Source organism: Microcoleus sp. S1D4 (assembly GCF_036700765.1).
GTDB lineage: Bacteria > Cyanobacteriota > Cyanobacteriia > Cyanobacteriales > Microcoleaceae > Microcoleus.
Genome location: NZ_JAUBPP010000001.1, coordinates 69,344 through 82,221 on the forward strand (window position 1 = coordinate 69,344; position 12,878 = coordinate 82,221).

General features: G+C 46.3%; 13 protein-coding genes and 1 tRNA gene. 7 read left to right on the plus strand and 7 right to left on the minus strand.

Going from position 1 to position 12,878, the window contains the following annotated elements; all coding sequences use genetic code 11:
• Nucleotides 1-472: 472 nt before the first annotated feature.
• Both QT998_RS00280 and rlmD read right to left on the minus strand, forming a co-directional pair.
• Entirely contained in the window at nucleotides 473-1,588 is a 1,116-nt protein-coding gene (locus tag QT998_RS00280; protein WP_333113687.1) for an SPFH domain-containing protein, read from the minus strand.
• Nucleotides 1,589-2,044: 456 nt separating this feature from the next.
• A complete protein-coding gene (rlmD, locus tag QT998_RS00285; protein ID WP_333113685.1) occupies nucleotides 2,045-3,457 on the minus strand; it encodes a 23S rRNA (uracil(1939)-C(5))-methyltransferase RlmD in 1,413 nt (470 codons plus the stop codon).
• 23 nt (nucleotides 3,458-3,480) lie between these two features.
• Here rlmD and QT998_RS00290 point away from each other — a divergent pair, with 23 nt between their 5' ends.
• A complete protein-coding gene (locus tag QT998_RS00290) occupies nucleotides 3,481-3,846 on the plus strand; it encodes a hypothetical protein (protein ID WP_333091248.1) in 366 nt (121 codons plus the stop codon).
• Nucleotides 3,847-3,929: 83 nt separating this feature from the next.
• Nucleotides 3,930-4,415: an allophycocyanin subunit alpha-B gene (locus QT998_RS00295; RefSeq protein WP_293336342.1), complete on the plus strand. Its 486-nt coding sequence runs from the start codon at nucleotides 3,930-3,932 to the stop codon at nucleotides 4,413-4,415.
• A gap of 128 nt (nucleotides 4,416-4,543) precedes the next feature.
• On the opposite strand, the gene QT998_RS00300 is transcribed toward QT998_RS00295, so the two are convergent.
• Nucleotides 4,544-4,828 carry a hypothetical protein gene (locus tag QT998_RS00300; protein ID WP_333113683.1) on the minus strand — a complete coding sequence of 95 codons (285 nt, stop codon included), beginning with the start codon at nucleotides 4,826-4,828 and terminating at the stop codon, nucleotides 4,544-4,546.
• A 323-nt stretch (nucleotides 4,829-5,151) separates the two neighbouring features.
• Here QT998_RS00300 and QT998_RS00305 point away from each other — a divergent pair, with 323 nt between their 5' ends.
• Nucleotides 5,152-5,553 carry a helix-turn-helix domain-containing protein gene (locus tag QT998_RS00305; RefSeq protein ID WP_172192721.1) on the plus strand — a complete coding sequence of 134 codons (402 nt, stop codon included), beginning with the start codon at nucleotides 5,152-5,154 and terminating at the stop codon, nucleotides 5,551-5,553.
• A gap of 127 nt (nucleotides 5,554-5,680) precedes the next feature.
• Here the strand turns inward: QT998_RS00305 and mazG are convergent, their stop codons facing one another.
• Entirely contained in the window at nucleotides 5,681-6,508 is an 828-nt protein-coding gene (gene mazG / locus QT998_RS00310) for a nucleoside triphosphate pyrophosphohydrolase (protein ID WP_333113681.1), read from the minus strand.
• Nucleotides 6,509-6,680: 172 nt separating this feature from the next.
• Complete coding sequence (locus QT998_RS00315) at nucleotides 6,681-7,310, minus strand: metal-binding protein (protein WP_333113679.1); 630 nt, start codon at nucleotides 7,308-7,310, stop codon at nucleotides 6,681-6,683.
• A 71-nt stretch (nucleotides 7,311-7,381) separates the two neighbouring features.
• Between QT998_RS00315 and QT998_RS00320 the strand changes: the two genes are divergently transcribed.
• The 4 genes from QT998_RS00320 to ygfZ all read left to right on the plus strand — a co-directional run bounded on the left by QT998_RS00320 (nucleotide 7,382) and on the right by ygfZ (nucleotide 10,568).
• Nucleotides 7,382-7,453: transfer RNA gene (locus QT998_RS00320), tRNA-Val, on the plus strand.
• A gap of 243 nt (nucleotides 7,454-7,696) precedes the next feature.
• On the plus strand, nucleotides 7,697-8,953 hold the full coding sequence (locus QT998_RS00325; RefSeq protein WP_333091256.1) for an RNA-guided endonuclease InsQ/TnpB family protein: 1,257 nt from the start codon (nucleotides 7,697-7,699) through the stop codon (nucleotides 8,951-8,953).
• Between the two features lie 68 nt (nucleotides 8,954-9,021).
• A complete protein-coding gene (locus QT998_RS00330) occupies nucleotides 9,022-9,405 on the plus strand; it encodes a hypothetical protein (protein ID WP_333091258.1) in 384 nt (127 codons plus the stop codon).
• Nucleotides 9,406-9,521: 116 nt separating this feature from the next.
• Nucleotides 9,522-10,568 carry a CAF17-like 4Fe-4S cluster assembly/insertion protein YgfZ gene (gene ygfZ / locus QT998_RS00335; RefSeq protein WP_333091260.1) on the plus strand — a complete coding sequence of 349 codons (1,047 nt, stop codon included), beginning with the start codon at nucleotides 9,522-9,524 and terminating at the stop codon, nucleotides 10,566-10,568.
• Between the two features lie 87 nt (nucleotides 10,569-10,655).
• On the opposite strand, the gene QT998_RS00340 is transcribed toward ygfZ, so the two are convergent.
• The gene (locus tag QT998_RS00340) at nucleotides 10,656-11,474 is read right to left on the minus strand and encodes an FkbM family methyltransferase (protein WP_333113677.1); all 819 of its coding nucleotides are present in this window, start codon (nucleotides 11,472-11,474) and stop codon (nucleotides 10,656-10,658) included.
• A gap of 109 nt (nucleotides 11,475-11,583) precedes the next feature.
• Complete coding sequence (locus tag QT998_RS00345) at nucleotides 11,584-12,747, minus strand: quinone-dependent dihydroorotate dehydrogenase (protein ID WP_333113675.1); 1,164 nt, start codon at nucleotides 12,745-12,747, stop codon at nucleotides 11,584-11,586.
• Between the last annotated feature and the right edge of the window lie 131 nt (nucleotides 12,748-12,878).

Here is a 12,878-nt window from a genome sequence, read left to right on the forward strand (position 1 = left end):
TGGGAAGAGACTTCTACCTGGGAGTATAGGGAATTGGGGAGGGACAATTTGTCAATCTGTGTCCCAAAGGCGGGGACTCTTGACAACGCCCCTACAGAAACCTGACAGATGAAAGGCGATGGAATTAATCTGTGTTGATCTGCGTCGATCTGCTGTTTAAAAAAACATTCATATTAGACCTCTTGCAAAAGTCAAATTGACCCCCCTTAGTCCCCCCTCCCGCGGGGAGAAACAAGAATAATCTTGCTCCCTCCCCTTAATAAGGGGAGGGTTGGGGTGGGGTGCTTTGGATTTTTGCAAGAGTTCTATTGTTGACGGTAGATTCGGAATCTATTAGTTGTATATCGTGATTAAAGCAAGTTACTTAGATTGGGATTTTTAAACGGCAGATGTTAACAGATAAACACAGATGAACGCTGATGGGATTTATCTGTGTTTATCTCCTGTTTAAACAAATCTTCATATCTTTCAATCACGAATCTTGAAACACCCATTTTTGGTCGCCGATCGCAATTTCGCAACCGTTCGCCAACCAAAAAGGGTCGTTAGCAGCCAACCTCTGTCCGCCCACAAAAGTGCCGTTGGAACTGCCGCTATCGACAAGTTGATATCGCTGTTTGCCAACTTCGTCAGTGGCCCTGCGAATCTGGGCGTGGTAGCGCGAACTTTGCGGATCTTGCAATACTAAAGTGTTAGTCGGTTCGCGTCCAATTGTAAAAGGATTTGCCGTTAAACCGATCGCCTGTCCCGAAAATTTGTAGATTAAATATGCGGTGTTTTTGCGATCGCTACTGGCGAGTACCGTCGGTGCAAGTGAAGGTGAATTTCTCGCAGGTGGGAGACTGTTTTGGGCGAGTTGTTCTGTCAGTTGTTGCAAATCGCGATCGAACCCGGCTGCTGTGTCTGAAGCTGGAAGACTTGCAGGAGAATTACCTGAAATTAAGTTTAACTGCTGTACGGGAGATTGAGGAACAATCGGGCGGCCTGCTTCGGCAATTCTCATTTGCAGGGCGGCGGCATTTTCTGCTTCTTGTCGGGCACTCATTCCTTCAACTTGGCGAATAACTCCGTTGGTTTCGGGAAAGCTGACATCGCCAATTCGCACGTCTTCTAAGTTAAAACCTAGAGTATAAAAATCTTGGACGCGATCGAGCAAATTTTGGCGCAGCAACAGCCGTCCTTGACTGATAAGCTGTTGTAGGGGTATTTGCCCGATCGCTAATCCCATACAATCCTTAACTGCACTTGCTAAAACAGCTATAGGATCTGACAATTCCAAAGCTACCCGTTTCGGATCTATAACTTGATAAATAACAGTCAGAGTAGCATCAATTAAAAATCGATCCTTAGACAAAAAATCTCCGTGCGACTGTACATCCAAATTGCGGAGTTTGGTGTCTACGAGGACAATTTGAGACTGTTCCAGCAGGGGAAGGGCAAAGCTGAAATGTCGCCCGGGTTTTAGGGTACGCACGGCGCGGCCGTTTTTGACCAACAAACCCGTGTAACCCGCCCCTATAAAGTCCATGCTAAAGCCGGCCCAGCGTTCGGGTGTGACGGTTTGAATTAGTGGAGAAGCGTTGTTCATGGGAGGGAGTTGAGGGAGGGGAGATTCTATTTTTAGGGTAACAAATTGCTGGGGGCGAGCGATCGGGGGGTGTGCCGGTTCCGCAACCTCTATTCTATACTTCTGGACTCCCCCCGATTCAGGCGGGACTGGATCTAGTTTTGACCCCAGCAATCCACCTTCTGTTTCTACTGCATTCCCATTTTTACAATCACCCGCCGGGAAGCACTATTTTAAGATTTAGGAAGCGCTACAATGCGATCGATTCCGAGAGTTTTAAACCCGTATTCTAAGATAGTAAACGCTGCTTCAGTTGGTCAACCCCACCCCAGTTTATATCTATTTGTACTCACTTACTCACTCGGCTTAAATTGCATACATTCGCAAAAAATCTTTAAATTATCTGCGTTGCCTCTGGGGTTTCCCTATAAATCAAAGATTTATGCAATAAGTCTAGTGGGTCGATCGCCCTTTCATTCACCTCACCAAAAACGCCGCACACTCAACATGAGAAGTCTGAGGAAAGAAATCCGCCGGCTGCACTCGCGCTAACTTATAATCCCCATTTTCGCACAAAATCTTGAGGTCGCGAGCCAAAGTAGCAGGCTTGCAGCTAACATAAACAATGCGACTTGGTTTGATTTCCTTGATAGCTTCCAAAACCGCGCGATCGCACCCTTTCCTCGGCGGATCTAGCAGCACAATATCCGGTGTCAATCCCAAGGATGGCAACAAACTCTCTACAGTTCCCACCTGAAACTCGACATTTCTCACGTCATTTAACTCAGCATTTAATCTGGCTTGTTCGATCGCCGCCGGTTGCACTTCTAAACCTATGGCTATTTTTACTTGTTTTGCCAGGGGTAAAGTAAAAGTACCAATGCCGCAGTAAGCGTCAACCAAAACCTCGTTTCCCTGCAAACTTAATTCGCCTACCATCACATCTAACAACGCTTCAGCCGCCTCTGTATTAACCTGAAAAAAAGTATCTGCTCTTAGCTGAAAATTCATCCCAGCAAATCTTTCTCGCAGATAAGAACGACCCGCAATGCAGCGAGTTTCGGAACCAAAAATCACATTAGTTTGAGCGGGGTTTATATTCAAACAAACCCCTACCAGTTGAGGATATTGTTTCAGCCACTCTGATGCTTGCTCTTCGAGTCCCGGCAACTCTCCAGTGCGAACTATTAAAGTTAGCAGCATCTCGCCGGTGCGCCGTCCGATCCGCAAGGACAAGTGACGCAATTCTCCTGTATGTTTCTTTTCGTCGTAGACTTGCCAATCCCGCCAGTGGATGTCTTCTTTGACTTCTTTTAACAAAGGATTGAGGCGCGGGTCTTGCACCGGACACTGATTGAGATTGACTAATTTGTGGGTGCTTTTTTGATAGTAACCTGCTTGGACTTGACCTGTTGCAGATATTGCCACGGGATAAGTCGCTTTGTTGCGGTATCCCAAAAATTGGGGAAATCCCTCGATTTTTCCCGTTAAAATTTCATCGACTTGCAGATTGCTAAATCCGCCAATCCTTTCCAAGGCTTGAATGATTTGATTTTGCTTGGCTGCAAGCTGATATTGATAATCTACGTGCTGCCACTGACAGCCGCCGCACTTGTCGGCGACAATGCAGTTAGCTCGGATGCGGTGTTCGGATGCTTCCAGAAGTGTGTCCAGCTTGCCTGTAGCATAGGTGGATTTGACTTGCACGAGGCGCACAAGGACTCGATCGCCCGTCACGGTATCGGGCACAAACACCACTAACTCACCAAAACGACCAACTCCGTCGCCGGTGTCTGTCAAGTCGGTAATCTCTATCTCAATCAGTTGACCTTGCTGGCAAGGGTTTGCCAATTTCGTCGAGTTTGGGGTCGGGAATTTAGATTTGGTCACAAGTAGTCGTGGTAGGATTTAATATGGTAATGCAATATCGCTCTCTCTTTCCTGAGATAAGTCGTAGCGAAGAAGCGGGGCGTAAGCCATCGCACTCAAACTCAATTGCAGGCTGTCTTCCTGCTGTTGAACGTCTTGCTGCTAAAGCCAAACTTCAACCGGGGAGTCGAGCTTGTCGCGAGTGGCCTCGATATCGTCGGTGCGATATGCTGTTGGGGCGATTTAGCAAAAACTCGTTAAACAGTCAAAGTGTCTGCCGACATCAAAACTCTCACTCGCAATTTTTGAGTTTTTCCCGCAGTACCCTGGAACACAAGGAAACTGGCTTGAACATCAAGCATAACGCTTGGGGAGATTTACCCTCTACTTCTAGGATTGATAAATGTTAGGAGCAAGGCAAGTCTGCGAACCAAGAATCCCGTCGCCAACGGATGGGAATGTTTATTAATGTTATCCTCAAATTTGAATAACAATGAGCGTAGTTAGCCAATTTATTCTCCAAGCCGACGACGAACTTCGTTATCCCAGTACCGGCGAACTCCAAAGTATCAATGATTTCTTTAAAACCGGAGAACAGCGGGTGCGTATTGCTACTGCGCTGTCTGACAGTGAGAAGAAAATTGTTGAAGAAGCTAGTAAAAAACTCTGGAAAAAACGACCTGATTTTATCTCTCCTGGGGGCAATGCTTACGGCCAGCGCGAACGGGCTTTGTGTCTGCGCGACTACGGTTGGTACTTGCGCCTGATTACCTACGGTATCTTGGCGGGTGACAAGGAGCCGATCGAAAGCATCGGTTTGATTGGCGTTCGGGAAATGTATAATTCTCTGGGCGTTCCTGTTCCTGGCATGGTCGAAGCTATCCGCTGTTTGAAGGAAGCTTCTTTGGCTTTGCTCAATCAGGATGATGCTAAGGAAGCAGCTCCTTATTTTGATTATATCGCTCAGGCAATGTCTTAATTGCTTTGGTGATTGCTTTCATGAATGTGGCGGAGCATTCGCGGGTGATTTTTGGGGTGATTTGATCTCGCAATTGCTCGCAAATGTTTCGCTTCTGTTTTTTGGCAAGGAAATCTGCCTCATTTCTGCTAGGAAGCAATGCTGTTTAAGCTTTCCCAGATGTTGAGTTCGTCTTGTCTTTCAATGCACATTTGATTTAAAAAGTCAAGGGTTTTTGGGAGAGATTGTTTTTTGAATTTCCGGCTGTCGTACTGAATCGATGTTTTGAGCTGCGAGAGTTCTCCAAGGGTGGGGCAGGTTTGGATCTGATGGGCGATCCTCTTCGAGGGCTTCGCTAACGCATTTTGCCATTCTTCCAGCCTGCGGTAGCTGACAAACAGGCCGCCTCTATCCCGATGGTGGACGAAAACCACGAAAGCCCACGATTCGACTCGCTTAATCAGGTTTTGGCTGATTTTGAGCAGTTGGGCGATGGCTACGCCCCGGCTTACGCCTACGACCTGACGGTGATGCGGAGCTTTTTTGAGGGTTGGATGCGGCGAAACAGTGCTGTCATGGCTGTATACTCAGGGCTTGAGAGGCAAGTTCGGTTTAGAGTCAATTACATATTACTATATCAGACTCTTATTGCACAAGTGCAATGAAATTAATTTAAACTTCTTCAGCTCAGATGTTGCTCGTGCAACCCTCAATCATTGATGCTGTGCTAGTTTGAGAGTTAACGTAGGTGGGAAAAATGTCAGGACTCTCTAACAAAGCTGTGGTAGACAAAGAGCAGGAATTGCGTCCCGTTCGCTTCACTGAAACGGGGCGGATGCGTTTGGGGAAGATTTTAAAAGCAGCAAGACAGACAACAGGCTGGTCTGTCAGCGAAACAGAATTTAAAACCAAGGGATATGAAGAGGCGCTGTTCACAGCTACAAATCAACCCGTACCCAAAGATGTGGGTATTAGTGCCGCCACAGTCAACCGCTACGAACGCGGGAAGCTGGATAATTTGGATTGGCGATCGCTCTCTCTGTTATGCTTTGTCCTCAAGCCGATCGACCCGGTGACAGGGGAAGCCCTGGAACCGACAAATGCGCTTTATATCGCTTGCGAACATCCGCCGTACAACGATGCGAAGCTTTACGAGTAGTTGATTGCTGATATCTGAACTGATGCAACCAAATTCTTGAGATTGGGAGTTTGGAACCGCAGATATTAGCGGGTGAACGCTGATGAACGCTGATGTCATTTTATCTGTGTTTATCTGCGGTGATTGATTACCGATCGCCCTTTTGTTTAGCAATTAAAGCTTTAGCTTGCTGCCACAGAGATTCTAACTCTTCTGCGGGATAATCTGACAAAGGTCGATCGCACGCAGCCTCCACCATAGCAAACCGCTGCACAAAGCGATCGTTTGTTCCTTGCAAAGCAGCCGACGGATCTAAATCGTACCAGCGAGCTAATTGAATCAACACAAACATAATATCTCCCAATTCTGACTGCTGCGCTGCCTTATCCTCGTGTTTGAGAGCGTGTTCAAATTCTGCCATTTCTTCGTGAAATTTATCCCAAACGCCGTCTACACTGTCCCAATCAAAACTCACTTCCGCAGCTTTCTGAGAGATTTTCATCCCGGCGGTTATCGGCGGCAAAGTGCTGGCATAACGGCTCATTTTCGAGGCTAAAGTTGGCGGTTTTTCCGAAGTTGTGCCTTTTTCTGCTGCTTTGATTTTTTCCCAGTTTTCGTTGACTTCATCCACGCTGTTGAGTTCGACATCGCCGAAGACGTGGGGATGTCGCCGAATTAGTTTTTCTGTAATGCCCGCAGCGATTTCGGCGAAGGTAAACTGATTGGATTCGCTGGCAATTTGAGCTTGCAGAATTACCTGTAACAGTAAGTCGCCCAATTCTTCGACGATCGCATCTTTATCTCCTTTGCGAATCGCGTCGGCGGTTTCATAAGCTTCTTCGATGATGTGAGGAATTAGAGTTTGGGGAGTTTGGGCTAAATCCCAAGGACATCCGCCGTCTGGCGATCGCAATTTAGCCACAACTTCTATAAGTTCTTCGAGTGCTGTGAGCGATCGGCTGTGGGAATTAGACATAATAATTTACCTTTTATATCCACCGCCAAGACGGTTATAACGTTGTTAATGGCTCCAACCATTGATTTTATTACATCTTCTTCCTTCTTTCTTCTGCTGATTTTACTACATATTCCTTCTTCCTTCTTCCTTCTTCCTTCTTCCTTCTTCCTTCTTCCTTCTGCTGATTTTATTACTTCTTCCTTCTTCCTTCTTCCTTCTTCCTTCTTCCTTCTGCTATAGATTTGCTGGAAGTGCGACGGGTTGGTTGGCGTTTGCGCCTCTTAATTGTGCCAGGAGGGCGCAATCCGCTCAATCCTTTCTTTTTGAATCTTTTGTAAGCAGAGCCGCCCCAATCGCTCAGATAGTGGCTCATAGCGCCCAATTCTAGACCGATGTAAACGGCTAAAATTTCGATGTGGTGTTCCCAGATCGATCGCCCATAACTCAAAACCACATCCTGCCAATTCCAGCCTAAGTTTCCGACTTTTTCGGCAACTGCCAATCCCAACATTCCGAGAACCGCGATCCAGATAGCGAGGTACAAGATTCGCAAAGCAGTGCCGATTAGAGGGCCGTGGGACAAAAAAGAGCGGTGGCGCAGGCTTTTTTGGTACGGGAGCCAAATCGGTTTGAACCATCCCCAGCGCTGATACTGACAGGAGTAGATATCCAAGTCGGGGCCAAACATTAGCCCGCCGAATAAGAAACTGCCGGAAACGAGCAAAGTCAGGTTGCTGCTCTGAGTCTGGCCAAAGGTGAGGGCTGCCACCAAGGGCAAACTCCACAGGGTTATTTGATCGTGGGTGCGGCCAGAGGGCATTTAAAGTTTAGGATTTTTTTACTTGATCTTTCGGAGTTACTGTGATATGATAAATCCCGGTGAGTGCAATTGGGTGATTAGCTCAGTGGTAGAGCGCCTGCTTTACACGCAGGATGCCGTAGGTTCAAATCCTACATTACCCATCCGATAACTCAATATCAACAGTTTCAGCCGTTTTTAGCCGTCAAGCCGAGAACGGCTGTTGCTGTTGAGAGTTGACTGTTAAATTGGGTGACGACTAAATTTAACATTCTGTGGCGGATGTCTCAAAAGTTGGCACCCAATGCTAGAAAATTAATTTATCGAAAATTTGGGTCTAAAACCCCGTCCTTTAACGAAGTGGAGGACGGCTTTACACATACTCAGTAAGTGTGTAAAATAATTTCATGCTAAACATGACGTGGGAATTCAAACTAGAACCAACTCCAGAACAGGTCGATACTATCGAGCGGATATTCGCTGTGTGTCGTTCTGTATGGAACTTTGCTTTGCGGGAGCGCAAAGACTGGTTGAATTCCCGCAAGTCGCCTGTAAATGCTTGTTCCATCGAACAGGAGTACATACTCAGGGCTGACGAGCCATACCCTAGTTACCACACTCAGGCTAAACGATTGACTCTTGCCAAAGAGCAATTTCCCCTCCTCACGAGCGTACATTCGCAAGTATTGCAACAAGTCTTAAGAACGCTGGACAGGGCATTTGAGGACATGAGAGCGAAGAAACTAGGCTTCCCTCGCTTCAAGAACAAATACCGAATGCGATCGTTTGTGTTTCCTCAATTGGGCAAAAATCCCATCAATGGAAGTTTGCTGAAATTGCCTCAACTAGGGTGGATTCGTTTGCGCTTGTCACGCCAAATCCCAGGGGGATTTGAAATTAAACAAGCCAGGGTTGTACGACGGGCATCGGGATATTTTGTCATGTTGTCATTACAGTTAAATGTATCAGTGCCAGATACACCCATATCCGGTCATCCGCGAGGTTTGGATTTAGGGTTTGATAAGTTTGTAGCTACTAGCGATAACGAGCAAATTGCTAGACCTCGCTTCCTGCAAACTCTACAACGCGAGTTGAAATTACTGCAACGTAGATTAAAGCATAAGAAGAAAGGGTCGAATAACAGACATAAGCTCAATCAAAAAATAGCCAGAATTCATCAACAGATTACTGACACCAGGAAAGACTGGCACTTTAAGTTAGCCCACCGTATGAGTGACGGCGTAGGGATGATATTTGTTGAAGACATCGACTTTCGCTCTTGGGCCAGAGGAATGTTGAGTAAACATAGTGCCGATGCTGGATTCGGTCAATTCGTCAACATACTGCAATGGGTGTGCTTTAAACGAGGTGTTTTCTTTGCCAAGGTAGACAAGGACTACACATCACAACAATGTCCTGAGTGTGGGACGCATACGGGCAAAAAGCACCTAGACGAAAGAATTCATTCTTGTCCAGTGTGTTTCTTTACTGCATCGCGTGATGTGGCAGCGGCACAGGTGGTTAGAAATCGTGGGTTGGAACTAATTTCTGGGCTAGGGCATAGCCTGGAAGTAAAACAAACTGTCTGTGGACTGGATGCGGCGGGGACTGGTGGTAAAGTCAGTCTAGCTGGCACGGGACGAAGCAGAAAACTCAAGAAGTGATTCTTGGGAATCACCCTCCCTTTAGGGCGGTGAGGATGTCAATGATTTTCTTTTTTAGAACCTTGTATATGAAGCCTAAAATAACTAGCCCGATCGCGTGGCAGCAAGCTGAACTGCTCATGCAGCCCGCCATGATCCGAGTCCTCGACAACATCCGCAAACAATTAGAGGAGTCCCCTTGGACGGGAACTTATCAAAACGTGGAGGTTCCAATTCCCGGCTATCAACTAATTTTAGAGCATCAAGGCGAGCAAAAATCCGTCGATATTTGGGAACTTTGCTATCAAATCTGCTTTGTCAACTACCCGCCAGCCCACAGTCAAATCCAAAGCCAAGAAGTTGTAATTGACACTAGCTTGATTGAAGAAGACACTGGCGATGTAGATTGGAATCGTCTTGATGCCAAAGCCAGTCAATTAATACAAGAAATATTCGCCAATTTGGGCAAATAGTCAGTTGACAGTTGTCAGTTATCTGTTGTCAGTGATGAGCTTTCCAGCCAACAGCGAACAGTCATCAGTCAACAGTCAACAGTCAACAGCCAACAGTTAACAGTAAACAAAATCTTATGATTCAAGAATTGCACGACATTCAAGCAGCGGCCGGTGCTACTTTTGCAGAGTTAACAACCAAAGAAATTGTGCCAGTCAGTTTTGGTAACGACGCAGAAGCGATCGCAGCAACGAAACAAGGTGTGGCTTTGTACGATCGCACTCACTGGGGACGCATTCAAATCTCAGACAGCGATCGCCTGCGATTCCTGCACAATCAAAGCACCAATAACTTTAACATACTCAAACCCGGTCAAGGTTGCGACACCGTTTTCGTGACTTCCACCGCCCGGACGATCGACCTCGCCACCGCTTACGCGACAGAAGATGCCGTATTGTTGTTAGTTTCAGCCAACCGCCGCCGCCAATTGCTGGAATTGCTCGATCGCTATATTTTCCCAATGGATCGCGTCGAGTTAACAGATTTAACCGATACAACTGTTGCTTTCAGTGTCCTCGGCCCGGAAAGCACTCAACTATTAGAAAAAATCGGAGTTACCGAACTAGAAAATCAACCTTACGCTACTCACAAATTGATAAATTTTGCAGGTATGGAAGTCCGAGTTGCGGTTGGTAGCGGTTTAGCAACTCCCGGATACACGTTAATTGCGCCAGCAAGCGATGCAGCAAGCTTGTGGCATGAATTAGTCCAAGCTGGGGCTGTACCGATGGGCGATCGCGTGTGGGAACAACTGCGAATCGAACAAGGTCGCCCCGCCCCCGATTTTGAACTCACCGACGATTACAACCCCCTAGAAGCCCGTTTGTCAAACACCATTTCCTACGACAAAGGTTGCTACATCGGTCAAGAAACCATTGCCAGATTGAACACCTACAAAGGAGTAAAACAGGAACTTTGGGGCGTGGAATTGAGCGGCGCAGTTGCACCCGGAACAATCATCACAATCGCAGAAGAAAAAGTCGGCAAACTCACCAGTTTTGTGCAAACAGAATCTGGTTTTTTTGGTCTTGCTTACATCCGCACAAAAGCAGGCGGCCCAGGGCTAAAAGTGCAATTAGGAGAAATTGCCGGAGAAGTAGTCAATATACCTTTTTTAAGTTAGCAAGCTGTTGACTGTTGGCTGTTGGCTGTTTGAACAATGCCGATTTAACCGGAAATGATATTAATTCCCCATTCCGAGAAACTTGAGTTAAATGATTACATATTCATCGTTCAAAACAGCTTGACTCACCTGCAGTTTCGGCTCTACAGCATCGCTGTAATGAGTTTCAATATGCTTGATGAAACTTTCCCGATAAGCTTTGAGATACGAGTTAACTTGTTCGATATCCTGCTCTCCTGTCGCATAATGACTATCTCTTCTAAAGCGCCCAGATTCTTTGACAAAAGCCATGTCAACTTGCCACAAAGCTGCATCAATCGGACGATATCCCAAATCAACAATATCGTAAGCTACGAATCCTTGGGACTTCATAAAACTCATGACATCATACATTTGACCAAATAAAGTAACTTCAACAATTACATATTCCGTCTGCTGCAAAATTTCCGCTGCTCCCGCTAAAACATCTAATTCCTGTCCGTCTACATCGACTTTAATTAAATACAGGCCTGGTAAATTTCTTTCTCTGCATATTCCGTCTAGCGTAATTGCAGGTATGTTTCTCAAATAAGGATTGCTGCTGTCGGTAACGCGATTTTCTGAAATTGAAGAATGCAACATAGATGGACTGACATTCAGGGTGAAAACTCCCGATTTTTTGGTGGCTGCAGCAATAATATATTCTGCACTTGGGAGTTTCCGGCAAATTTTGGCGAGATAAGGTTCATTTTCGGCGATGGGTTCAATTAGTAAATGTCGCGAATTCGGAAAGGTTTCGTAGAGGTTAAAAGTTCCCAATGCCGCGCCGACATCTATGACTGTTTTAGGTTCAAAACCTAAGTTTTTAGCCAGCAACAAGCTACCTGACATGGTGTTTCTGGGAACTCCTATTTCTTGTGCGCTCATAATTATTTTCCTGATTTTAATAAGATGGATAAAATTGATATTGTATCCGGCAAATAGAGGCATAGCCTCGCCTCTGGTGCATTACCAGGTTCTTCCTGGTAAGGAGGAATTATTTAATATTTTCGCAACCAACGGCTTCGGAAATTGAATTAAATCCTTTTTCATCTAATTTTTGCAGCAAACCTTCCAAAATTCGGCGCACCATCCAAGGGCCTTCGTACACCCAACCTGTGTAGACTTGAATTAAACTCGCGCCGGCGGCGATTTTTTCCCAAGCATCTTGGGCGGTGAAAATGCCGCCAACTCCTATTATGGGTAGTTCGCCTTTTGTATATTGCCAGATAAATCGGATGATTTCTGTCGATCGCCCCCGCACTGGTATTCCACTAATTCCGCCGGCTTCTTCGGTGATGGGTTTGCCGGTTTCTGGCAATATTTGGGTTGTCAATCCGTCGCGCCGGATGGTGGTGTTTGTGGCGATAATTCCTGCTAGTTGGTAGGTTTTGGCGATGTCGAGGATTGATGCGATATCCTCCATCTCCAAATCCGGCGCAATTTTGACTAAAATTGGCTTGATTCCCCGGTTTTCTTGTTGTAAAATTTCCAAAATTGTGCTAAGCCCCGCAGCATCTTGGAGCGATCGCAATCCAGGCGTATTTGGAGATGAAACGTTGACTACAAAATAATCCCCCCAATCTTTGAGCAGCTTAAAACTCTCCAAATAATCGGCGGCTGCCTGCTCTAACGGTGTTACCTTAGATTTACCGAGATTGATGCCGATCGGGTAAGGTGACTGAGGCATGGAACGCGAGGCCTCGGATTTTGAGTGTTTCTGGGAAGCCTTAAACCGGGCGGCCATTGCTGCGGCTCCTTGATTGTTAAAGCCCATGCGGTTGAGGGCTGCGCTGTCAGCCTCTAAGCGAAACAAGCGAGGTTGGGGGTTTCCCGGCTGCGCTTGGCTGGTGACTGTACCCATTTCGGCAAAGCCAAAGCCAAAATTTGCCCAAATGTCTGCTGCTTGGCCGTTTTTATCAAATCCGGCGGCCAAACCGACAGGGTTTTTGAAGCTTATTCCCCACTTCGATTGTTCGAGGCGAGAATCTTGCACTCCCAAAGATTTTTGCAATCGCCAGAGCATTTGGCTGGTTGCTGGGTTTGACTGGGTTCTGGCTGCGAGTTCGAGAATTTGGAGAGTGCGGTTGTGCAGCCACTCGGCATCGCTTTTCAATACGGAAAACAACAACGGGCGCACGCTCGATTGATATATATCCAATGACTTGTCCTGGGGCACTTGACAAATGAGAAATTAGAAGGGAAATAAAAATATTCAGGAGCCGACGACAATGAAGCGAAGATTTTTACTTCAACTTGCGATCGACTTTATTTAATGTTTGAGATTGAATC

Excerpts from the sequence above, each read along its gene's own strand:
- QT998_RS00280 (WP_333113687.1), bottom strand. The coding sequence starts at position 1,588 with ATGAACAACGCTTCTCCACTAATTCAAACCGTCACACCCGAACGCTGG.
- QT998_RS00290 (WP_333091248.1), top strand. The coding sequence starts at position 3,481 with ATGGTAATGCAATATCGCTCTCTCTTTCCTGAGATAAGTCGTAGCGAA.
- QT998_RS00295 (WP_293336342.1), top strand. The coding sequence starts at position 3,930 with ATGAGCGTAGTTAGCCAATTTATTCTCCAAGCCGACGACGAACTTCGT.
- QT998_RS00305 (WP_172192721.1), top strand. The coding sequence starts at position 5,152 with ATGTCAGGACTCTCTAACAAAGCTGTGGTAGACAAAGAGCAGGAATTG.
- mazG (WP_333113681.1), bottom strand. The coding sequence starts at position 6,508 with ATGTCTAATTCCCACAGCCGATCGCTCACAGCACTCGAAGAACTTATA.
- QT998_RS00315 (WP_333113679.1), bottom strand. The coding sequence starts at position 7,310 with ATGCCCTCTGGCCGCACCCACGATCAAATAACCCTGTGGAGTTTGCCC.
- QT998_RS00325 (WP_333091256.1), top strand. The coding sequence starts at position 7,697 with ATGCTAAACATGACGTGGGAATTCAAACTAGAACCAACTCCAGAACAG.
- QT998_RS00330 (WP_333091258.1), top strand. The coding sequence starts at position 9,022 with ATGAAGCCTAAAATAACTAGCCCGATCGCGTGGCAGCAAGCTGAACTG.
- ygfZ (WP_333091260.1), top strand. The coding sequence starts at position 9,522 with ATGATTCAAGAATTGCACGACATTCAAGCAGCGGCCGGTGCTACTTTT.
- QT998_RS00340 (WP_333113677.1), bottom strand. The coding sequence starts at position 11,474 with ATGAGCGCACAAGAAATAGGAGTTCCCAGAAACACCATGTCAGGTAGC.